Here is a 21,033-nt window from a genome sequence, read left to right as displayed (position 1 = left end):
CTGAGGCGAAGATGAGGAGAATTGCCGCGCTTCAGTGAGCGATTCAAATCCATCTGTTGCGTGAATTCTGCACGATGACTGTGGTCGGCAAGGCGAGCAACTTGGCGGACACGCTCGATGTCCCCAGCCTGATCGGAGGCTATTCTGTCGGTAAAAACGAGACAGCGCGCAGAACGCCTAAGCCTTTCGATGGTAGCTCCTCGGAAGTTGCTGGTAGAAGTACCGCTCACGGAGCGCCATAAGGCTGGTGGAGACAGCATGCGAAACCCTGAACGCTAGACCGTTACCGCGCAAAAATGTCCAGCGCGTTTTGCCCTAGGTCAGCAAATCGCTGACCCACACCGAGCCTCACTCAACTAATGCAGCTTGAAAGAAAAGCGGACAATCTGTCTCGGCTGATGTAGGGGGCGCCGGTTCCACCATAGAGTCCAGCAAGTCGAGCGAAATTCTGCTTGAGAAGCATAACTACCTCACTTGGTGTAATTTTCGGGTTGAGGACTGCGAAGATACAATCTGAAATGAATTCCCCATTCTCATCGTTTACGATCACGATCTTGTCTGGGCGAAACCGGCCCACTCGGGGCATAAGGATCGACCCAAAAGGAGCGATGTGGCCATACGGCTGATCCGCAAACATATAGCGATGCGTTATCGATTCGGAATTTAGACCGGTGGTGTGGACCCAGCCCTTGCCGCCTGTCGCCCGTCGGTCAGCGCGAGCAATCGATATTGTGCCCCTGGTTATTTTCCAGGGATCTTGCTCGGCAAAGCTCGTCGGCGCGAGAATCGATGGCTTGCTGCAATCGGTTATCCGCAAAATATAGGTCGAAACGTCAGCGTCGTTGAACAAACCATATGCAGGGGGGCGGACGACCTCCGCCAGATATTTCGACCGCAAAACTTCACGCGCTGCGCTGTCGATCTTATTCACCAATGTCGACGTCGGAAGGATTACCAGAAGTTGACCTCCCGCAGCAAGATACTGCACAGCGGTCATAACGAAAGCCATCGCCCTGCTACAACGGAGCCCGGAATGTTGCCCGAGAGGAACGTGGAAGAGTGTTTCACGCTGCGAGAATGGCGGATTCAACAGAATTACTGACCAATTGCCATTGTCGATCAGCTGTCGAGCATGGAACTTAGGCGAGAGAAAATCGATAGTGTCCGCGTCCACCAACGGCAGCCGGTCACCAGCCTTCTTGATCGCGCTGGCATCGACGTCGTTGCCATAGAGCAAAGCTTGCGGCCATTTCTTAAACGCGGCAGCGAGCAGATTACCAGTACCAGCAGCAAAATCAGCCACCGATGACGGGAGAACAGTGACTAGATCTACGAGTTCGTCAGCGAGCGTGCTCGGCGTATAGAACCTGTCAAGCTCAGGGCGCTCGTCTGCTACGGACAAACTCGCTGACATTGTAGATATGGCATCTTCCAGCACCGGCACTCCGCTGTTTCTTACGCACTGGGTGATCATAAACCAGTTCGGTTTCCGGATTTAATATCGCGAAAAGTGCGGCTCCCAAAGCGTGTGGCTTCGTTCCGATTGGGGATATCTGCAAAAAGTCATCGGCTCTCGCGTTTTTGATTTCCGAAAGCGTAGCGTACAGCGAGAAGGGGCAGGCAGCGTCCGAGAAACGGACATTTTCCCAGGCTCTATTGAAACTGAGTGCGTCAGCATTGCCACGATAGCTATGAAACGGAAAATCGAGCTGAAAGCCAGGTATCCCTACGATAGGAAATATATCCTGACCTTCCGGCTGAAGGGTCTCAATAACGTGCTTGAAGCGGGTGCCTTCAAACCCGAGCAAAGGAACAAGGACTGGAGCCTTTTTCCGCGGAGCCGATAATTTCGAGAAGGTCGGTATAGGGGTGATACCTCGTACCTTTTCGCTTAAATCAAAAAAGTCGCTGAGGCGGGGATTCGAAACGAATTGATAGGCACCAGGCTCGGAATAAATCAGACGGATTTCGAAACCAGATTCGAGACCTACCTTCAACAATGGCATCCATACGTGATGGCTGAGCCCTGTGTAGTCGATCAGAAGTTCGCGGCCATGAAACCGATCCAGGAAATTCTCTAGAGCATCCCGCCGGCGCAACGTGATTTCGCTGCCACTCGGCGATCCGACTCGGAACGAACTCAGATGATCATTCTCAAAAATCTCTACGAAGACCAAACCCGGGACGGCTCGCCACCCATCGGGGATCAGGCTTCGCTCTTCTAGCGTACCATGGATCAAAACGCCGCCACCTGGCGGAACGAATTGGGCGGCGTTAGCTGTCACTTCAATCGGATGCGGCGCGATCATCTCGCACCGGCATAGTATTCGTTGAACAGCTGCAACTGCTGCGGCGGCTCATCATCAATCAGAGAAGCCTTTTCCTTTAGAAGAATCCTAATCGTCTCTTGGGGCGCCTCCACCATGCCCAGAAACTCCTTCTCGCTTATGTCGAGCTTACGTTTCCGCCGGTGGGAAAAGTTAAAGTAGGGCGCGAAAATGGGGTGAAGTGAGTAATCCCATTCTTTGATGTCAGCCTCCGTGGCGAGCTTCGTCCCGGGCGAACGGACAAGCGCTAGATGCATCACCGCATTTGAAATTAACTGTCTCACCGATTCAGCCGCCTCTCCCGACGCCCCCTTTTTCTTGATGGCGAACTCCATCGTTTCAGGAGCACTCCCTAAGGGATTCCGTGAGAGTATTTGGAACAACCGTCCGAACCCAAGGATTAATTTGACGAGTTGGACGCCTTGGACCGTCACCCCCTCCAGCTCTGTCAGATACTGGAGCCCGACTTCGCGGGCCGCCAACGTTTGGTCGACAGCAGATATTGGCTCACCCAAGCCCTTGCCGCGAGCATGATGGAAATCAATCGCCGCTGAAACTATATGTAGATAAAATCTAATGTTATTGCGTGAAATCGTCGAGAAAACTCTATTGCCACAATAATACTTCGATATTTTTGCGCCGTTGGAAGCGATGGTAAACAGCATCGCATACTTGTAGTTGCTGTATCTGTCCTTTTGATAAGGACTGCCAAGCGCATATTCTCTTACACTTTTCAGCGTTTTCTCGTAATTTTTATTCTCAAGGGACCAAAATACGTACAGCGGGAAATCTTCAACGCTTCGGAGGGTAATAGAGTCCTTTTCTTGCTGAAGTCGACGTCTCACCTCTTGCACCCGATCAACGACTCCCAATAGTTCAGCCTCTTTTTCATACGGCAGATCCGGCAGTAATTCGTCGAGAGAAAGATGGGGACTCTTCGTGTGCGTGGACCACTCTCTGAGACGCGCCTCACACACATCACGGGCGAACTGAGCGAAGTTTGTACTAAGCCGCCTCTCAATATGGATAAGCTCGTAATCAGCTGGGCTGATGAGTTGCTCGGTGCCGTTGAGCGTGGACCGCATGCGCCATCCAAGTTCTCGAACGCCTACCTTGAAAACATAATTGGCGCTTGAGTGCTTGATGAGCGTATTTATCACCACCTGCTGGTAATCTAGAAAGTTCTCGTACTCGTCCAAAAGGACATAGAAGAATGGTCGGTCAAGTTCACCGATCTTCGAAAGTTCATTCGTTAAATCATCAATGGGAGCCTGGAGCATCGACAACTGGGGCGGCTCGCCGTCAAGGTTATTGACGTAAAGTTCCAGTGCCTGCTTTGCTGTCGCCACCTCTTCGGCCAGTTTCTCCCGGGTGCCAACCTTCGAAACGCCGAATGCCTTTGCGATACGGGCGCAAGCCGCAGCTGGGACTACGATACTTACTGCCCGCTTGACAGCGAACCAGTCGAGATACTCAAATATCATCTCGGCAATGAGCAGGTTCATGTAATGCGCGAAGAGCTTACGCCACTCAAGGTCCGACAGCTCCGGGCCCTGAAAGGCGGTGACACGGTTGCTGTTCACACGGTGGTACAGCCCGATGTACGAACTGTCGCGGCTTTCGTTCCGGATGCCACTCAATGCGGCCTGCCCCTCGTACGACATGCACCGGAGTACAGTGGTTTTTCCCGTTCCCCGTCCGCCCATAAGAACGCACGGCCGCCTGTCTTTTAGCGACGGAAAATATTCTGGTTCATTGAACAGAGAGAAAAGTCGCTCCCGCAACCATTCCGCGCGAAAGCTACCGAACAACTCTCTCAGCTCTTCCGTTTTTCCCGAGGAGTCACTCATCCTTTAGTCCTCACTAGCGGCTTCCAGTTATTTCTTGTCGACCGAAAAACCGGCAATGTAGCATCGGGCACACCATGCCAGTAGGCTAATCCCAGAGCTTGTCGGTGGAAGCCGCGCCAGTCTTCCTCACCACCGTTCTCGGCTTGATATCCCGCCTTTATCGAATATTGCTTCAAGAGAGCTATGCTCTCATCATACCGGCCCCGCCAAATCGGCCGATCTTTGTAGATCAGACTGTCCTCTTCACGAAGGAAGTTGGCCGCAAAAATTCGCAATTCCGGAATAAGCTGGCTTAGGTTCGTATGACCGGCGGCGCTGCAGATTGTTGCGCAGTAAAAGAAATCATGGCTGCCGAACGTGCTCAGTTCCTTGAATGAGGCCACTTGCCCTGGAGCGATCTCATGCTTACCGTGCCAAGTATGCAACATCTGTTGCCCGGACCCTATAAAATCATCAACGAAAACCACGTTTCGAAACTGATTGATCACCTTCAAAGCGTCTGATGGGTCTTTGATCTTTCCCTCTGCAACCCCGAGCTTGTCCCGCAATTTCCTTGCATACAGATAGCCGCTGTCCGAGGCGCTTGGCCGCTCCCCCTGTACAAGGACGAAAATGGTCTCATCGAAGAATCCGACAGCAGGCGTCCTCGATTTGGCCGTCGCTTGCGTGACGAGGCGCTGCATGGCGCCGGTGAGCATAGCGTTGATGACTGGGTCAGCCAAATAGCTAAATCCGTCCAACAATCGCAACGCGAAGTCGTGGTGTTGCTCTTCGAAATTGCTGAGCCACTGACGGATATCGAGTTCCGCTGAGAGTGGCCAAATATGAAACTCCCTAAATTTCTTTTCCTTTTCAAAGATAGGGGAGCTTTCCGAAGACATGCGTATTCTTGCCAATAGACGATGAGGAGTCGGCCCTAAGATCGTTGAGACCTTCGCAGGTAAGTTGTAGCCTTTCAAGATCGCCAGATCTATTTCCCAAGCATTTCCTTGGGGGTATCATTGAGGCTACAGGGCAAAGGAGTTAAAATGATCGAGATCATCTTCCAACGACTTCATGACGATGCTCTGCTGCCTTCGTACGCCACTCCCGGTTCGGCGGGAATGGATCTCTCGGCAATCACCATCTCAACAATTGCACCTGGCGACTACGCTGTCATACCCACGGGGCTCGCGGTTGAAATCCCAGCTGGATGGGAGGGCCAGATACGCCCTCGCTCTGGCCACGCGTCACGAAATGGCGTGACGGTTTTGAATAGCCCCGGCACGATTGACGCGGATTATCGTGGTGAAATCCAGGTTATATTGATCAATTTCGGAAAAAAAGACTTTGAAATCAAAGTAGGTATGAGAATCGCCCAGTTGGTTGTTGCTCCAGCTCCTCAGGCCTTGCCCCGCTTTGAAGAAAGTATTTCCCCAACGGAACGGGGATCCAACGGGTTCGGATCAACAGGCAACAACTAGCTGTTCATATTACGCGGCAGGCTATATGTCCTTGAACATGCTCTCTGCGCCGTCAGACTTCAATCGGGCCCAAAACTCCATTGCATAGCGATCCGTCATTCCGGCAACGAAATCGCAAATCGTGCGCGCCCTATGCCCCTCGTCTTCCGACACGAGAAATCTCGCGCGGACATCATCAGGCATCAGAAGCTCGCCCTTTTCGCCTTCCAGAGCCTCGAAGATCTCCTTAACAAGCTGCGTTCCACGGAACTCTCCTAGCTTCACGCGCGGCGAATAAATGATCGACTTGTATGTGTATTGCTTCAGAACTTCGACCTTGAGCTTCGTTTCCGACTTTAGCCATACTTTCGACAGTGCTGGTCTATTTGGATCGAATTTAAACTCGACGCCGTTTATAAATTCATGGACCAATTGGGATGACAGCTTAGTACGAGTGTATCCGTTCGCACTTAGCTCGTGGGATCCTTGAACTGCCTTTGCAAAGTTGACCACAGCGGTAGCATGATCTTCAGAGATTTCAGGGATCATACCTTTGAAGAGGTCGACGAACACCGACATGACCTCTCCTCGGTCAACCGGCCGCTTCATTTGCTTCGTGACATCCGCCGCGACGTCATCGAGCCGTTTGTCGTCCGTCGCTAAGATAGTTGCTGGAGTTAGGAAACCCGCCTTGAGACTGTCTTCGAGGTCATAAACCGAGTAAGCGATATCGTCCGCGATATCCATAATTTGGCATTCAATCGTCTTAAACTCACCTTCAGGCGGCCCGCTTTTGCCTCGGAGCACCTTTCCCTTAATTCGATCTACAATGGACTTCTCGGAAAGGTAGTATCCTTTGGTGAGTTTAGATCCTTCGTCTCTTTCCAACGGGATGGCGTTGTCATACTTCAGGATTGCAGCGAGAGTTCGGTAGCAGAGGTTCATCCCTGCCCGCTTGTCGCCCCCAACTTCCTCCTTGTACAGCGCCTTTTTGTCCAAGCGGCTCAAGATGCGAAGCGTTTGGGCGTTTCCTTCGAAGCCGCCGTATTTCTTCATCTTTGCATCAAGCGCTCGCTCGCCATTATGCCCAAATGGCGGATGCCCAATATCATGTACCAGACCAGCGGCAGCACAGAGTCTGCCGTCGATTGGATTCCTTTCGAGGACGTCCTTGTAGACGACGTTTAGCCGGTCAGCGATCCCTTCGGCTATCTGGGCGACTTCCAACGAGTGCGTCAGACGGTTTCTGAAGAAATCGGATTCATGACCAGGAAAAACCTGCGTTTTTCCTTGCTGACGCCGAAAGCTCGCGCTGTGGATAATACGCCCGTAATCGCGGGTGAAAGGTGGGCGCCACTCGGTGTTCTCGGTGTCTGAAGTAGGAACTGGACGCTCATAATCACCGGCAGAGTACATCATTGTCTACGTTAGTCCTTATTGCCTTCCGACGGCGCCTTCTTCTGCGCTTCGGTTGCTGCCGCCTTCGCACGCTCTTCGCTCAATCTCACGGCGGCACGAAGGGTGTCTACTTTCGTTTCAGCAATTTGTCTGGCTTCCAAGACTGCAGCATAAGCCATTTCGAATCCTCCTTAGGACGGTGCGTAAGACTCAACAAAAGAGCCTTGCCTAAACCTTACAACATATTTGTTTACGTTTCGTTCACGTTTTCTTGCAAATCGCGAGAAATTGCAACTTTCTACGGACTGGATGTGGGTGGGCACACACCAATTCCGATGAGCGCTTTGTCAAAACATTAGAGCATCCTTGTAGGAACGTTTGCTTTTCGAACGACATCGGCGATGTGGCTGCTTCGCCCGACAGCTCCATCCAGCTGGATGCCAGTGTCCGGTGGAAGAGAGCGAAGAAGCTCTCGAAGGGCTTCTAGTCCTTGAGACACGTTGAAAACCACCCAGTGAGCAGCCTCACCAGGCACAATGGCGCGGCCAGCGGATTGGCTTGCACCTGTATGAAGCTGGACAACCCATACGTCAGCGCCGTCAAAGACCCACTCGAAACGGACGCTTCCAAGCTGTTCAGATAACTTTGACCTGACTTGAGAAACTGCCGCGATGACATCCTCGGGCATTACCTGCGGGGCTGTTGTCCCAAGCATGAAGCCCTCACCCGATCCGGCGGCTCCTTCAATGATGAATTCCCCGTCGGCACCTTCTATAGCCGCACCGGAAAAGACCGCAGGGATCGACTGCTGGGAGAGCACCGAGGCAAGCGCTGTCCCATCCGGGTCTTCGTTATGGACGAGCTTGAAGGGGTCAAGCCAACCTTTAGCCGTCGTGAATTTCCCTGGAACCTGAACGATTGGGCTGGTTCGCATCCACCGCTCGGCGGAGCCGGTATCAGTTCCGAACGAGAAAGGTGCAACTCGACGGCCGATGACCGTTGTTCTCGGCACAGGGACACCGATCAAGTTGGCAATCATCAGACCATACGCCTTATCACCAATCATCCGACTGAAGTCGTTTGGCCAAGTGACCTCTGCGCTGCGGTCGAAGTGGTCAACTTCGCCGTACTCCCAGAAAATGAGATGACTCTGCCTCCACCCGCGCTTCAACGGATGCAGACTGAATTCCACGCGAGCGTCCCGGACTTGGTCGAGAGAGACCTCGATCCCATAGACGGTATTAAAGACAGAGAGCGCCCAATCCAAAGGTAGACTAGCAAAACCCGGGCCTTCGACACCTCGCGGGGTCGAGTCCGGTCGAAATTCGACCAATCCATCCATCGCGACACCAGAGACGCCTCCATCAGACACATCAATGGTTTCGTTCGCAATAGTGTAAGCCCCCTCGGAGGAGATACGCCGGATCGCCGAAACCGCATCATCAACTGTCTCCAAGGCGTATAAAAATTCTCTGCTCTGGGAATCGGCTTCGCTGAAGCTCCGGATGTTCACGGTGCCTTCTGCACTCTGGGCAAACAACGCTTCAACAGCTGCAGGTACGGACGAAAAAGGGTGATTTGGCGTAGCGCCAGATAAACGAGCGTACTGTTGCACGGGACCGTGGTCACCGGGTCCAAAGCTAACGAACTGAGCTACGTTGAAGCGTTCTGCGAGACGGTCGAGCTTTTGATCCTTTCGGAAACTCGGAATGAGGTCATTGCCGCTGGCTGGTAATCCCGTCAACGCTGCCCGCCTTTTAATCTACGCATCAATTTCACACCGTCGCGAGGCATACCATTCCACGGACGGCATATCATTGGCAAATGACAATCGAATACATCATTACGAAGTCTCGCTCATTCCCCAACAAAATTCTCGGCCAAGCGAGCGGTTCAAAACAGCAGCTGCGTCGCTCGCTTGGCGCCTGGTGTTCAATGGCGGCGAGCCTTGGCGGTGTACGTTGGCGTTACAGCTCGGTATAAGAAGCTCTTCTCGTACCCTTCGAGGTGCGGCTTATACCGATAGCCAACGGTCAACGACGATACGAACGAACGCTGCTTCCAACTCGGACATGTCTAATGACCCCCGTTGGTGCGGCGGCGAGCCGGGTATTCAATACTTTCTGCATTTTTTGGTTCCTTTGGGTTGAGTTCGGTCCGACCGCATGTCGGGGTGGGATGTCTTCGATGGAGATCAGTAGCGATCCGCGTATTCCGTGCGTGTCCTGGCCGAAGCCACGACCATCATCGAGACAGCTAGGTTTCAACTTCGCAAGTCAGAAAGAGTCGCAGACGCATGGATAAATTGGTCGGCATTCAGCCCATCACTCGAACAAGCCTATTCTTACGTTCTTCTTACGTTCTTCTTACCTTCACCAACTATGGCCCACCACGCACAACATCAAGTTTCTGCGCTCGCTCGCCGGGGAACAGGACCGTCGTCTCGCCGGGGCCTTCCTCGCGATCAGCACAGAGAGCGTGCTGGTTCAACACGCTAAACGAAGCCTACCTGAAGGCACGGTATTCCGCTTCGAGATCACCGAAGAAGCCCTTATTTAGCTTGGGGAGCGAACGGCCAAGCTACTTAAGTTGGTCAAAACCGCATGCTCCGAGCATTTGGAAAAGCTTGAGCGAAATAATGTCTAACTGTGGTCCGCGAGCTGCCCAAGCCTCTAGGATGCGGTCCAAGGCCGGACAAGTTTAGAAGGCGTATGTGGCCGGTCGTCTTGAAAGAAATGGAACCTGCCGCCCGTAAATCCGCCTATCAATGTTTGGTTTTCAAGGGATAGCAAAGCACGATCCGCTTTTCCTGGACTACGTTTTCTGGCTGCGCTTTGAGATTGACACTTTTCCGAAAAGTCGAAGGCTTTGAGCATGCACCGCGCTTTCAAATCCAGCCGTCCACAGATGAGTGGCGACCCAGATCATTGCCCTTTTTGTGACATCGTGGGCTCCAAGGGTCTTACCGCGGAGCGAGTCGGAGAAGTTCATTGGATCCGGCAGACGACTGCCACCGCAAAGTTTCAATTGACCGTTTCCGATGGCGAGGCGACACTTGCAACCTGCAGCGAGGCAGGAGGAAAAACGATGGACGACACAGACCGCTGGCGCGACATGGCAAGCGCACCGAGAGACGGTAGCCGGATCCTCGTCACGATTCGCCCGTCCGAACAGGGGCCGGCAGAAGTTGACCTCGCCTATTGGTCGAATGGCGATCAGTTCGCTGCAGAAGGCTGGCGCGCCTCGGATTCCTCGCCCGGGCACATTATCGAATATGCCGAGCCGGAATTGAAGTGTTGGATGCCCATGCCCTCGGCCAATCGCACCTCGATGCCCTCCCCTTGGGAAGGCGACGATGACCAGGAGCTCTACGGGTCAGGGATTTGACAAATCGCGCAGTGGCATTGGTTCCTGCCTCAGCGAACAGGTCCAGATTACCGTCGGCCACGACTGCGGCGCGACGAAGTCGCCTGATCAAATTGAGGTTCAACCTTTTTTATGCATGTCGTTGTCCCGGAACCGCCGCCTGCTTGCCGCGCTTGAATCGCCGAGGTGCCTACGCTGCGCGCACCCTGTCCCGGCCGCTTAACTTGGCAGCATAGAGTGCTTGATCGGCGCGTCGATAAAGGTCCGACGCGCTGTCTGACGGGGCGCAGGCGGCGATGCCGGCAGAACAGGTGTAGCTGAAGTCGGGAGATCCCGGCAGAGGCCGGGAGAAGCGGATCACCGTCAGCATGCACTCGACGATAGCAATGGCGTCTTCCGGCCCGGTTGCCGGCATCACCAGCAGGAACTCTTCTCCGCCGACCCGCCCAAAACAATCGTTGCGGCGAACATTCTGATGAATACGATGGGCAAAATCGCGCAGGACGACATCCCCGGCCTGGTGACCAAGCCGGTCGTTGATGTGTTTGAAATTGTCGATGTCGAATACGGCAAGGCATCCGTTGTTTCCGTGCTCAGCGGCTGCCAGCATGTCGTCGACGCGTGCCATCACAAAGCGGCGGTTGGCGACACCCGTGAGTTCATCGGTGTAAGACGCCTTGATCGCCTGATCGCGATCTTGCCGGACAGTCCTGCCATGCGCTCGCAAACTGGTGATGTCGCTCGCAATGCACAACATCCAACCGTTCTTCTGGACCGCCTCGGTCATCCAGAACCATCGGCCATCGTAGAGGTCCGTCTCGAAAGCGCGAAAGCCGATCTTGCCGCGGCGCGACTGTGTCGATCGCAGCCACTCGTCGAAATTACTCGTCTGAATGACGGTGCCTCGCGCGAGCTCGAAATTGCGCCGCATGAGATCCGGCCAGAGTGGAGTTTCATCCGGCTCGATGAAATAGACCGAACGAAAGGCGCTGTTGGCGTATCGCAGCCGGTCATCACCATCGTAGACAGCAATCAGCGTTTCGGTGCGTGCAGAAAGGTGCAGAAGCTGTTCGAATATCTCGTCCATACCGAACCCTGTCTGGTTGCCTTGGCATGAGATGGTGCAGAAACCTTATGAGAAAAGAGCCTGTCAGCAAGCAAAGGCGCCTCCAGTGATTACGGAAACGTCAACGAGACGCCGTGCCCAATCGTGATTGGACATCGGCTGCGACCTGAGCGACGCTGTTTTGGGGAGGCGGACCATCTATTTTTCCGGAGATAGGAGGCCGAAATGGAACAGTACGCACTCGATCAGTTGAAAACCATCGCCAAGGTCAGCCCGACCTGCAAGCGCCTGGAAATAACGCGGCGCGAACGGCTTGAACGCTGGGCCGAAAGTCTGGAACGCAGCCCTAGACCGTTTCTGAAGACGCTACACGAAACCGAATATCAGCCGATGGCAGATCGGCTTGCTCTCAGGGATGACGGCACACCGATCTCCGTTGCATTCGCTGATCCCATTCTGCGGGCGGCAGGAATGGAAAACGATAGCTATGGAGAAGCCAAACGGTTCTTCGAACTCAGCGACGAACAATTGCATGATCTTGTGTGCTTCTGCCATTTCGGTGAACGCGTCAGTGCGGCAGTCGTCGCCCGCCGTTTGCGTAAGATGTCAGGCTCCAAATCAAGTGGGTTTTTCGCTCAGCTTCGTGCGTTCTTTGGCTGATTGAGGCTAGAGGCCACCATCTGACGTGCTGGTCGGGGATGCATCGATCCCCGACGCCGGTGGCACGTGCGACGACCGAAGCCAGACCGGTCGGGTCGTTGCTCCTGCGGCATCGACTATCGCTGACATTTTGAGGGGGCAGATTTCTGAAGCGGCTCCTGCTGGTCAGTTGCCGGGTCCAGGTTTTCTGCGCTGGCCGACCACGCCACCCAGGGACTTGGATCAGGACGTTCACCAGCAGCACCCACATCTATGTCAGCGTGCTGGGGAAAGATGCCTCGCCGAGCGACTATCCAGTCAGAGGCTTGAAGAGGCCGTATCGCTGCTTACCGCCAGCTAACCACGCGCTTGCCATTGTAGGTGATTTAACGGAAAATCCTCGGCATGGCCCTTGAGGCCTGGGCAGCCTGCCATGATCGGAGAACGCCGTGCCTCTGAAAAACATTTTGGCCGCAGCAGCAATCGTCTTCATGACACTCGCAGGATGCGCAACTAGCGGATCGGACAACACAACCTATGCACAGCCGCAGGGGATAGGCCCAGTTCGCGGTGAGATAGGCGGTTACTAGAGCATTTCCGTTTTTCTTCGAATCACGGAAGTGCTCTATCTCTTTGTTTTCATGCAATTCCGGACGCAAAACCGCTGTGCACTTTTGCTGGAATTGCTCTAGCCCATCGAGAGTGTTTCGACCGCTTTAGAAACACAGCCTGGCTGTTTGCGACGAACCAACCGGCGCTCGATCCGATATCATCGTCGCTGTCCGCGGAGGAAGGCATGACGATGATGCCGGGCTGCAGCCGACGTGGCAAATACAGAGGCATAGATTCCGTGCGCAGTAGGGCTTTAAGCCTCAATATTGTCGAGCATCGAATTCTTCAATCGTTTCGGGGTCCTGCTTATATTCCCATTGCACACCGTTCAGCCGGCGCCAGATTTGTCCCGACGGGTTTCGGGCGGCGGCGTCGACGAGTGGCACCGGGAGGAGTGTCTCGTGCTTGTGCCAGAGTGTGACGTCAGTGACGCTAGCCTGCTTGGGCTTCCGGAACAGGTTGAAAAGGAGTGCGAAGTCCATGGCCGATTTTCCCCAAGGGATCCGACTATAGGGAAGTTTTGGGTACTTTCAAGTACCATAATTTTGGGAACCCGCCGCGCGGAAAATATCGGCGCCACTGCTCACGAGTAGCATGCGTCATAGATCGAACAAAGGTCAGCTAGGGGCCCGATTGCGAACGCAGCAAAGCGGCCTCTGAGGTAGCACAGACGTCTCCAATTCCAGAAGCGCCTACATATCCGCGTTGTCGTTGAACGGCAGTCCGCGAGTTCTCCATTCGTCCCTCAGTATATCTTCCAGGTCCTCGACCGTGAATTCGTCGAAGTTTGCCCAGAGCTGCACGGCCAGCGCCTTCAAATTCGACGTTGTTTCTGAGTCAGCTTCGGCCGCCGCGGCAAGCCGATAGATTTCCTGGCGGAGTGCATCAATCTCTGTCATGTCGCTCCTCATGGCACTGCGCCAGCACCTCCTGTTCGATGGCAGGCAACGAACAAGGTAATCCCTAAGTTTGTCGCAGGATGCCGGCCTCCTTCGCCGCAGCCTCAAACGCAGCTCGCGCTTCCGCACCGGGAACAACGCCATTCGCCGCGTCCAGGCATACCTTCCGCGCTGTCGCGTAGCTCGGGCTTCTGTTGTCGGGCCAGGATTTCTTCAAAAATGCGACCGCCTCTCGAGCGCTCCTGATGACGTGAAAACGATCATCTATCTTCAATTCGACGTTCGCATCCCAGATGCTGATCATGGCGTCCTCCGTGGGGCAGGCTTCCCACAAACGTATATTAGGAAGATCTGTTCCAAGCGGACGATCCGGCCGGAATTTCGGCAGCAGCATGAGGCTCTTTCGTTTTAACCCAACAACCGCTCGCGATAGCCGTCGCTGTCGCGCTGCGTCCTACCGCCGTGCTTCGAAAGCTTCGCCTTATCTTCGGTTAAGCGCCTTCGATTCGGCTCTGAAGGTGCATTCAAGAAAGTGGTGACAGGATGTCGATCCGGCCAGGCGAGTCACGTCCCCAAATCGCAAAACGTCCCATCCCCACGCAAAGAGCCCCGCGGTTGTTGCGACCGCGGGGCTCCTTGACGCCTTACCCGGGAGAGGGGGTCAGGCGGCCTGTACCTTGCGGGCCGTGCGTGCCCATTCGGGCAGCCAGTCGCCGTGGGTGGCGAGCAGATCGTCGACCAGCGACCAGATCTGGTCGAGGTCGAGTTCGGCTGCCGTATGCGGGTCCATCATCGCGGCGTGATAGATATGCTCGCGATTTTCCGTCATCAGCGCCTGCACCGTCAGTTCCTGCACATTGATATTGGTGCGGATCAGTGCGGTCAGCTGCGGCGGCAGATCGCCGATGAAGGTCGGCTGGATGCCGGAGGCATCGACGAGGCAGGGCACTTCGGCGGCGCAATTGGCAGGCAGCGAGGTGATGCAGCCATTGTTGCGGACATTGCCGTAGATCACCGAGGGCTCGCCCGTCCAGACCGAATTGATGATCGAGGAGGCATATTCCTTCGACGGCGCGACCTCGATCTTGTCGGCCGAGCGATAGGCCTCCGCCTGGCCCTTCCAACGCTCGATTTGCTCGATGCAGCGCTTCGGATATTCATCGAGCGGAATGCCGAATTTCTCGATCAGGTCGTCGCGGCCCTCCTTGATGAAATAGGGCGTGTATTCGGCGAAATGCTCCGAGCTTTCGGTGACGAAATAGCCGAGCCGCGTCAGCATCTCGTAGCGCACCTTGTTCGGGCAGCGCGGGTTCCAGCCGGGCTTCGGCGCCCTGCCCTCACGATAGGCGCGCAAAAGGTCGGGATAGAGATTGCGGTAGGATCCGTCGGCCTGGCGATGCTCGAATTTGAGGTAGAAGGCCATGTGGTTGATGCCGGCCGCGCGGTAGCGGATTTCCTCGTAGGGGATGTCGAGGTCATGGGCCAGTTCCATCGCCGTGCCCTGCACCGAATGGCAGAGGCCGACCTGGCGGATGGTCGGATATTTCTCAGATATCGCCCAGGTGTTGATCGCCATCGGGTTGACATATTGCAGCATGATCGCCTCGGGGCAGACGGCGAGCATGTCCTCGCAGACCTTCCAGAGATGCGGCACGGTGCGAAGCCCGCGCATGATGCCGCCGACGCCGAGCGTATCGGCGATCGTCTGGCGCAGCCCGTATTTCTTCGGCACTTCGAAATCGGTGACGGTGCAGGGCTCATAGCCACCGATCTGGAAGGCGACGACGACGAAATCGGCGCCCGCAAGCGCCTTGCGCTGGTCGGAATAGGTCTCGGCCTTCGCCTTCACGCCAAGCGTCGAGATCAGCTTGTTGACGACGATGGCGCTTTCTTCCAGCCGCTGCGGATTGAGGTCCATCAGGGCGATCGTCGCACCCGACAGCGCGGGACGCTGCAACACGTCGCCGACGATGTTCTTCATGAAGACGGTGGAGCCTGCTCCGATGAAAGTGATTTTGGGATTTGCTGCCATTATAACCTCCGGCATTCTGCAATCATGCTACCTCGAAAGCGGCCTTGACGAGCCGTTCGGTGTAGGCGGTCTTGGGATGGGTGAGAACTTCGTTGACGGGGCCCTCTTCGACGATCTTGCCATGCTGCATGACGATGACGCGATGGCAGAGAGCCCTGACGACCTTGAGATCGTGGGAGATGAACAGGTAACTTAAGCCCCGCTCGTCCTGCAGCTTGCGCAGGAGTTCGATGATCTGCGCCTGGACGGAAAGGTCGAGCGCCGATGTCGGCTCGTCGAGCAGGATGAATTCCGGCTCGAGCGCGATGGCGCGGGCAATGGCGATGCGCTGGCGCTGGCCGCCGGAAAATTCGTGCGGGAAGCGCGACAGGATATGGCCGGGCATGCCGGCGGCAATCAGCGCTTCGCGCACCCGGTCCTGCCGTTCGGCCTTGGTCGCGCCCAACCGGTTGACGACGAGCCCTTCCTCGATGATCTGGCCGATCGTCATGCGCGGGTTGAGCGATGAGAAGGGATCCTGGAAGACCACCTGAATGCGGGCGCGCAAGGGCCGCATCTCGGCCCTGGAAAGGCCGTGGATCGGCTGATGGTCGAAATGGATCTCGCCGCTGTCGGGCGTGTTCAACCGCAGGATCGCCTGGCCGAACGTCGTTTTGCCGGAGCCGGATTCACCGACGAGTCCCAGCGTCTCGTGACGGCGCAGCGTCAGGTCGAGGCTGTCGACGGCGACAAGCTCACGCATCGCCGGCTTGAGAAAGGTACCGTGACGCATCATGAAGGAGACACGCACGCCCTTGGCATCGAGGATGACATCCGACCCTTCGGGCAGCGGATTGGCCTGGCCACGCGGCTCGGAGGCAAGCAGATGCTTGGTATAAGCGTCCTGCGGATTGGCAAACAGCGCTTCGGTGGTGTTGTGCTCGCGCACTTCGCCGTACTGCATCACATAGACGTAATCCGAGAACTGCCGCACCACGGTCAGGTCGTGGGTGATGAGGATGACCGCCATCCCCAGTTCCTTCTGCAGGTTGCGGATCAGGTTGAGGATCTGCGCCTGCACGGTGACGTCGAGCGCCGTCGTCGGCTCGTCGGCGATCAGCACGTCCGGATCGTTGGCAAGCGCCATGGCGATCATCACGCGCTGGCGCTGGCCGCCGGAAAGCTGATGCGGATATTGCATGAGCCGCGCGGCGGGATCGGGGATCTGCACATGTTCAAGCAGTTCGAGCGCCCGCTTTTGCGCATCCCTCTTGCTGATCCGGCGATGCACGCGGATCGCTTCGACGATCTGGCTGCCGACCGTATAGATCGGGTTCAGCGAGCTCATCGGCTCCTGGAAGATCATCGAGATGCGGTCGCCGCGCAGCTTGCGGCGCGCCCGCTCGGAGAATTTCAGGATATTGCTGCCGTCATAGGCAACCGTCGATTTCTCTGAGACGACAGCGCGCTTCGACAACAGCCCCATCACCGTTCGCGCCGTTACCGACTTGCCGGAGCCGGATTCGCCGACGATCGCGATCGTCTCGCCGCGATAGAGCTGGAAGGAGACGTCCTTGACGGCTTCGACCATGCCGTCTTCGACCTTGAAATTCACCGCCACATTGCGGGCGTCGATGATCGGCGTGTCCGAACGGCCATCATGGTCGTGGCGGACGGGCGGGGCGAAGGAATTGACCAGTGCAAGAGCCATATCAATCACCTCAATAAGGATCGACCGCGTCGCGCAATCCGTCACCGAGCGCATTGAATGCGAAGACGGTGATGAGCACGAAGCCGACGGGGGAGAGAATCCAGGGATAGGAGCCGATCACCGAATAGGTCGCCGTGTCCTGCAGCATCAGACCCCAGGAGATCAGCGGCGGCTTGACGGCGAAGCCGAGGAAACCGAGGAAGGATTCAAGCAGCACGACGCTCGGTATATGCAGCGTCACCGCGACGATGACGTGGCTCATCACATTCGGGAAGATGTGCTGCATGATGATGCGCGTGTCGGTGGCGCCGACGGCCATCGCCGCCCGGACATAATCGATGCGGGCGAGCGCCAAGGTCTTGCCGCGCACCTCGCGCGACATCTGCGCCCAGCCGAGCGCCGACATCACGGCGATGACGAAGGCAAGGAAGACGTTGGTCGGCGCCGTCACCGGGATCAGCGAGGTCAGCGCCAGATAGAGCGGCAGTTGCGGGAAGGCGAGCACCAGTTCGACGAAACGCTGCAGCCAGACATCGAAGGTGCCGCCGAAATAGCCGGACACCATGCCGACGGTCGTGCCGATGATGGTGACGATGAAGACGACCGTCAGGGCAATGGTCAGCGAGATGCGCGAGCCGATGATGGCGCGCGACAGCACGTCGCGGCCGAACTTGTCGGTGCCGAGGAAATGCACCGGCTGGCCGTCGGTCGAGCCGAAGAAGTGCCGGTTGGCCGGGATCAGGCCGAAAATCCGGTATTCGGCGCCCTTGACGAAGAAGCCGAGCAGCCGCGGATTGTCATAGTCGACGCCGACGATAGGCTGGAAGGTGACCGGGTCGAGCTCTTCGGAATCCGACAGCGCATAGACGCGCGGCTGGAAGACGAAATTGCCGTCCTTGTCGTGGAAGCTCATCACCTGTGGCGGCGCGAAGCCGACATCGGTCGCCTTCGGGTCCATCGGCGCAAAGAAATCGGCAAAGATCGCCATGACGAGCAGCAGCACGACGAGCACCAGCCCTGCCATGCCGGTCCAGGAGCGCCTCAGCCGGCGCCAGACAAGGGCGATATAGCTCTCATGCCCACGCGATTGTTTTTTGGTCTCGATGTCGGTTGTCGGCGGTGTTGCAGAAGAGTCGAAAGCCAACATCTCAGGCTCCTCCATATTGGCGGACGCGGGGATCGAGCAAAGCGAGCAGCATGTCGGCGATGATGTTGCCGACGATCAGCGTCGCCGACAGCACCATCATGAAGGTGGCGGTGACATAGACGTCGCCGACCGCCATCGAGCCGACGATCGCCGGGCCGACGGTCGGCAGCGCGAAAATGATCGCGGTTTCGATCTCGCCGGTCAGCATATAGGGCAACACGACGCCCTGGTACATCACCAACGGGTGCAGCGCATTCGGCACCGCATGGCGCATCACCACCGCTGCCCCGGAAAGCCCCTTGGCCTTGGCCGTCTCGACATATTGCGCATTCAGCGTATCGAGCAGATTGCCGCGCATGACGCGCATATTATAAGCAAGCCCACCGAAGGTGGCGATCGCCACGACCGGCCAGACATGGTGTACCAGATCGACGAATTTCGCCCAGGACCAGGGCGCCCCGCCATATTGCGGCGAGAAGAAGCTGCCGATTTCGGAGACGTTAAGCTGGAAAACCAGGAGATAGACGATAATCAGCGCCATCAGGAAGCGCGGCACCGTCATGCCGAGGAAGGAAATCCCCGAAAGCAGGCTGTCGATCCAGCTGTATTGGCGCGTCGCCGCCCAGATGCCGAAGCCGATGCCGAGCACCGAGGCAAAGAGATGGCAGACAAGCGCCAGAAGCAATGTCCGCGGCAGGCGTTCACCGACGACATCGGCCACGGGCTTGTTGTAGAACATGCTGTAGCCGAAATCGCCGCGCGTCACGATCCCGCCGATCCAGTTGACGTACTGGACGACCAGCGGCTTATCGAGGCCATGTTCAACCCGGTAGAGCTGCGCCTGCGCTTCGGCCTGGGCATAGGACGCGCCGCCCTGGTTGATCAGCTGGGAGCGGATGTAATCGGCGTAGTCGCCGGGCGGGGCCTGGATGATCGCGAAAGTCACCACGCTCAGGATGAACAGAATGGGGATCGCAGAGGCTATGCGCACGAGCAGGAATCGTAACATCGAACGGTTCGCTTCTCCTTGCCGCCAGTCGCTCCTTGTCAGCGCGGCCGGCTTGTTGGTTTTGCCCGGCCGCGCGCTGCACGCGCGGCCGGAAGCTCACTTCAGCTGGGAGGGAGCTCTCCAGCGCGTCGCATCACATGCGACGCGCTTTAACTCTTTGTTTCCGGGCGGCATGCATCAGTTTATGGGACCCTTTTCGCCGGGTTTGCCGGGCAGCTGTTCGGGGAACAGCTCGTATTTGCCCTGCTTGTCGGCGGCCACCCACAGGCGTTCGCGGATCACCGAATCTTCAGCCCAGTTGAACATCATGATCGGCGTACCCTGTGGCACGTTGGAGAACCGCTTGTTGACGATCAGGGCGCCCGGATATTCCGTCAGGCCGACGGTGTTGACGTGCTCCGTCGAGATCTTCTGATACTGCTTCATCAGATCGACGCGCTCTTCGTTGTTCTGGCTCGTCCTGAACTTGTTGACGACGTCGACAAGCTCCTTTTCGAAGGGCATCAGATCGAGCTGATCATCCTTGCCGGCGCGATGGTGCCAGCTGGTGCGCGGGCCGACAGGGGCAAGCTGTTCGGTATTCTGCACCACCGACGACAGTTCCGTCGTGTTGCGCTGGATCAGCCAGTCGAAGCGGCCGGCATAATGGGCGTCGTCACGCTTTGCGCCGTCGAGCGAATTGATGACGATCTTCAGCCCAAGTTTCTCCATCTGGCCGACGACACCTTCGGCAAGGCTCTTGTCGGTCGTGTACTGATTGTTGATCAGCATGACGATTTCGACATCCTTGCCGCCGAGCGTCCCGGCCGGGAAGTTCACGATGCCGTTGCCGTCGGTGTCCTTAAGACCGGCTTTGGCGAGTTCCGCCTTGGCGCCCTCAAGATCAAAGGGGTAGTAGACGGTCGAGTTGCGGTCGTAGAAGCTGGTGCCGGAGGAGAGCCCACCGGGATAGATCGCGGTGAACGGTCCCTTGACCAGCGAGTCGCCGATTGCCTTGCGGTCGAGCGCCATGGTGACGGCCTTGCGGAAGTCCTCGTTGCGGTTCAGCTCGCGGATCGCCTCACCGCGCTCGTCCGGGCTGCCCCAGCCGTTGGCGGAGAAGTTCATGCGGAGATTGTAGCCGATGAGGCGCGGGCCAAAGGCAAGGCGGGCGGGCGCCGTTTCTTCCGCGGCACGCTTCAGCGAGGCGACGAAGTTTTCCGGCTGCTCGAGGTTCGAGAAATCGGCGGATCCTGCCACGGCCTGAACGTCACGGTCGGCCCAGGTCGAGAGCTTGTAGTGCAGCTCATTCAGATAGGGGAGCTGATCGCCCTTCTCGTCGACCTTCCAGTAGTAGGGGTTGCGGCGCATGACGATGATGTCGTCCGGGCGATATTCGACCGGTACCCAGGCGCCCATGACCGGCATGTTCATGAACTCGGGCGGGAAGGCGTTCTTGAACTGGTCGTAGGTGTTCTTCGAATATTTCGGATGCTTCGCCTTCAGGATGTGCGACGGACCCGGGCAGAAATTCGGGTAGGACATCGTGTAGAGATATTGCTTCGGGAAAGCTTCCT

The 21,033-nt window shown here is 56.6% G+C and carries 19 protein-coding genes and 1 pseudogene; 4 read left to right on the top strand and 16 right to left on the bottom strand.

From position 1 onward, the window contains the following. Positions 1–352: 352 nt before the first annotated feature. Genes HX899_RS18135 through HX899_RS18120 form a run of 4 tightly spaced genes read right to left on the bottom strand, consistent with a single transcriptional unit; the run spans position 353 to position 5,058 of the window. The gene (locus HX899_RS18135; RefSeq protein WP_181293008.1) at positions 353–1,444 is read right to left on the bottom strand and encodes an N-6 DNA methylase; all 1,092 of its coding nucleotides are present in this window, start codon (positions 1,442–1,444) and stop codon (positions 353–355) included. Further along, positions 1,377–2,309 (bottom strand): hypothetical protein, encoded by a 933-nt coding sequence (locus tag HX899_RS18130; protein ID WP_181293007.1) that lies wholly within the window; start codon positions 2,307–2,309, stop codon positions 1,377–1,379. Before HX899_RS18130 ends, HX899_RS18135 begins: the two co-directional genes overlap by 68 nt. After that, positions 2,306–4,177, bottom strand: coding sequence for a hypothetical protein (locus HX899_RS18125; RefSeq protein ID WP_181293006.1), 1,872 nt, complete (start codon positions 4,175–4,177; stop codon positions 2,306–2,308). Before HX899_RS18125 ends, HX899_RS18130 begins: the two co-directional genes overlap by 4 nt. Then, positions 4,174–5,058 carry a hypothetical protein gene (locus HX899_RS18120; protein ID WP_181293005.1) on the bottom strand — a complete coding sequence of 295 codons (885 nt, stop codon included), beginning with the start codon at positions 5,056–5,058 and terminating at the stop codon, positions 4,174–4,176. The genes HX899_RS18125 and HX899_RS18120 overlap by 4 nt, the downstream gene beginning before the upstream one ends. A 147-nt stretch (positions 5,059–5,205) precedes the next feature. Between HX899_RS18120 and dut the strand changes: the two genes are divergently transcribed. Then, complete coding sequence (dut, locus tag HX899_RS18115) at positions 5,206–5,640, top strand: dUTP diphosphatase (RefSeq protein ID WP_181293004.1); 435 nt, start codon at positions 5,206–5,208, stop codon at positions 5,638–5,640. 21 nt (positions 5,641–5,661) lie between these two features. Here dut and HX899_RS18110 read toward each other — a convergent pair whose 3' ends face one another. The 3 genes from HX899_RS18110 to HX899_RS18100 all read right to left on the bottom strand — a co-directional run bounded on the left by HX899_RS18110 (position 5,662) and on the right by HX899_RS18100 (position 8,761). Further along, on the bottom strand, positions 5,662–7,038 hold the full coding sequence (locus HX899_RS18110) for an anti-phage deoxyguanosine triphosphatase (protein WP_181293003.1): 1,377 nt from the start codon (positions 7,036–7,038) through the stop codon (positions 5,662–5,664). Between the two features lie 8 nt (positions 7,039–7,046). After that, positions 7,047–7,196 (bottom strand): hypothetical protein, encoded by a 150-nt coding sequence (locus HX899_RS18105; protein ID WP_181293002.1) that lies wholly within the window; start codon positions 7,194–7,196, stop codon positions 7,047–7,049. Between the two features lie 176 nt (positions 7,197–7,372). Beyond that, positions 7,373–8,761, bottom strand: a complete 1,389-nt coding sequence (locus HX899_RS18100) for a hypothetical protein (RefSeq protein WP_181293001.1) — start codon at positions 8,759–8,761, stop codon at positions 7,373–7,375. A 580-nt stretch (positions 8,762–9,341) separates the two neighbouring features. Between HX899_RS18100 and HX899_RS35130 the strand changes: the two are divergent. After that, positions 9,342–9,663 (top strand): annotated as a pseudogene (locus HX899_RS35130) (HEPN domain-containing protein); the annotation flags it as partial. A gap of 441 nt (positions 9,664–10,104) precedes the next feature. After that, positions 10,105–10,404, top strand: a complete 300-nt coding sequence (locus tag HX899_RS18095; RefSeq protein ID WP_168280883.1) for a hypothetical protein — start codon at positions 10,105–10,107, stop codon at positions 10,402–10,404. A 169-nt stretch (positions 10,405–10,573) separates the two neighbouring features. On the opposite strand, the gene HX899_RS18090 is transcribed toward HX899_RS18095, so the two are convergent. Continuing rightward, the gene (locus HX899_RS18090) at positions 10,574–11,470 is read right to left on the bottom strand and encodes a GGDEF domain-containing protein (protein ID WP_181293000.1); all 897 of its coding nucleotides are present in this window, start codon (positions 11,468–11,470) and stop codon (positions 10,574–10,576) included. A gap of 204 nt (positions 11,471–11,674) precedes the next feature. Between HX899_RS18090 and HX899_RS18085 the strand changes: the two genes are divergently transcribed. After that, positions 11,675–12,109, top strand: coding sequence for a hypothetical protein (locus tag HX899_RS18085; protein WP_138389740.1), 435 nt, complete (start codon positions 11,675–11,677; stop codon positions 12,107–12,109). Between the two features lie 851 nt (positions 12,110–12,960). Here HX899_RS18085 and HX899_RS18080 read toward each other — a convergent pair. The 8 genes from HX899_RS18080 to HX899_RS18045 all read right to left on the bottom strand — a co-directional run. Next, positions 12,961–13,182 (bottom strand): hypothetical protein, encoded by a 222-nt coding sequence (locus HX899_RS18080; RefSeq protein ID WP_130826304.1) that lies wholly within the window; start codon positions 13,180–13,182, stop codon positions 12,961–12,963. Between the two features lie 210 nt (positions 13,183–13,392). Continuing rightward, positions 13,393–13,599: a hypothetical protein gene (locus tag HX899_RS18075; protein ID WP_138389741.1), complete on the bottom strand. Its 207-nt coding sequence runs from the start codon at positions 13,597–13,599 to the stop codon at positions 13,393–13,395. Positions 13,600–13,663: 64 nt separating this feature from the next. Continuing rightward, positions 13,664–13,903 (bottom strand): DUF982 domain-containing protein, encoded by a 240-nt coding sequence (locus HX899_RS18070; protein ID WP_138389742.1) that lies wholly within the window; start codon positions 13,901–13,903, stop codon positions 13,664–13,666. 357 nt (positions 13,904–14,260) lie between these two features. After that, the gene (locus HX899_RS18065) at positions 14,261–15,631 is read right to left on the bottom strand and encodes an alpha-glucosidase/alpha-galactosidase (RefSeq protein ID WP_181292999.1); all 1,371 of its coding nucleotides are present in this window, start codon (positions 15,629–15,631) and stop codon (positions 14,261–14,263) included. A gap of 22 nt (positions 15,632–15,653) precedes the next feature. Continuing rightward, positions 15,654–17,321, bottom strand: a complete 1,668-nt coding sequence (locus HX899_RS18060; RefSeq protein ID WP_181292998.1) for an ABC transporter ATP-binding protein — start codon at positions 17,319–17,321, stop codon at positions 15,654–15,656. A 10-nt stretch (positions 17,322–17,331) separates the two neighbouring features. Then, positions 17,332–18,468 (bottom strand): ABC transporter permease, encoded by a 1,137-nt coding sequence (locus HX899_RS18055; RefSeq protein ID WP_181292997.1) that lies wholly within the window; start codon positions 18,466–18,468, stop codon positions 17,332–17,334. A gap of 1 nt (position 18,469) precedes the next feature. Next, positions 18,470–19,477 carry an ABC transporter permease gene (locus HX899_RS18050; protein WP_026188757.1) on the bottom strand — a complete coding sequence of 336 codons (1,008 nt, stop codon included), beginning with the start codon at positions 19,475–19,477 and terminating at the stop codon, positions 18,470–18,472. A gap of 177 nt (positions 19,478–19,654) precedes the next feature. Next, positions 19,655–21,033: ABC transporter substrate-binding protein (locus HX899_RS18045; protein WP_181292996.1), on the bottom strand; the 1,379-nt coding region annotated here is incomplete at its 5' end.

This window comes from Rhizobium sp. WYCCWR 11146, from assembly GCF_013591995.1.
GTDB lineage: Bacteria > Pseudomonadota > Alphaproteobacteria > Rhizobiales > Rhizobiaceae > Rhizobium > Rhizobium indicum.
The sequence above is the reverse complement of the archived record's forward strand: the minus strand, read 5'-3'. Positions and strand labels throughout refer to the sequence as shown.

What these genes read in the sequence shown, in the direction of transcription:
- HX899_RS18105 (WP_181293002.1), bottom strand. Translation starts at nt 7,196, where the DNA reads ATGGCTTATGCTGCAGTCTTGGAAGCCAGACAAATTGCTGAAACGAAA.
- HX899_RS18055 (WP_181292997.1), bottom strand. Translation starts at nt 18,468, where the DNA reads ATGTTGGCTTTCGACTCTTCTGCAACACCGCCGACAACCGACATCGAG.
- HX899_RS18130 (WP_181293007.1), bottom strand. Translation starts at nt 2,309, where the DNA reads ATGATCGCGCCGCATCCGATTGAAGTGACAGCTAACGCCGCCCAATTC.
- HX899_RS18120 (WP_181293005.1), bottom strand. Translation starts at nt 5,058, where the DNA reads ATGTCTTCGGAAAGCTCCCCTATCTTTGAAAAGGAAAAGAAATTTAGG.
- HX899_RS18085 (WP_138389740.1), top strand. Translation starts at nt 11,675, where the DNA reads ATGGAACAGTACGCACTCGATCAGTTGAAAACCATCGCCAAGGTCAGC.
- HX899_RS18065 (WP_181292999.1), bottom strand. Translation starts at nt 15,631, where the DNA reads ATGGCAGCAAATCCCAAAATCACTTTCATCGGAGCAGGCTCCACCGTC.
- HX899_RS18050 (WP_026188757.1), bottom strand. Translation starts at nt 19,477, where the DNA reads ATGTTACGATTCCTGCTCGTGCGCATAGCCTCTGCGATCCCCATTCTG.
- HX899_RS18095 (WP_168280883.1), top strand. Translation starts at nt 10,105, where the DNA reads ATGGACGACACAGACCGCTGGCGCGACATGGCAAGCGCACCGAGAGAC.
- dut (WP_181293004.1), top strand. Translation starts at nt 5,206, where the DNA reads ATGATCGAGATCATCTTCCAACGACTTCATGACGATGCTCTGCTGCCT.
- HX899_RS18080 (WP_130826304.1), bottom strand. Translation starts at nt 13,182, where the DNA reads ATGGACTTCGCACTCCTTTTCAACCTGTTCCGGAAGCCCAAGCAGGCT.
- HX899_RS18060 (WP_181292998.1), bottom strand. Translation starts at nt 17,321, where the DNA reads ATGGCTCTTGCACTGGTCAATTCCTTCGCCCCGCCCGTCCGCCACGAC.
- HX899_RS18090 (WP_181293000.1), bottom strand. Translation starts at nt 11,470, where the DNA reads ATGGACGAGATATTCGAACAGCTTCTGCACCTTTCTGCACGCACCGAA.
- HX899_RS18110 (WP_181293003.1), bottom strand. Translation starts at nt 7,038, where the DNA reads ATGATGTACTCTGCCGGTGATTATGAGCGTCCAGTTCCTACTTCAGAC.
- HX899_RS18070 (WP_138389742.1), bottom strand. Translation starts at nt 13,903, where the DNA reads ATGATCAGCATCTGGGATGCGAACGTCGAATTGAAGATAGATGATCGT.
- HX899_RS18125 (WP_181293006.1), bottom strand. Translation starts at nt 4,177, where the DNA reads ATGAGTGACTCCTCGGGAAAAACGGAAGAGCTGAGAGAGTTGTTCGGT.
- HX899_RS18075 (WP_138389741.1), bottom strand. Translation starts at nt 13,599, where the DNA reads ATGACAGAGATTGATGCACTCCGCCAGGAAATCTATCGGCTTGCCGCG.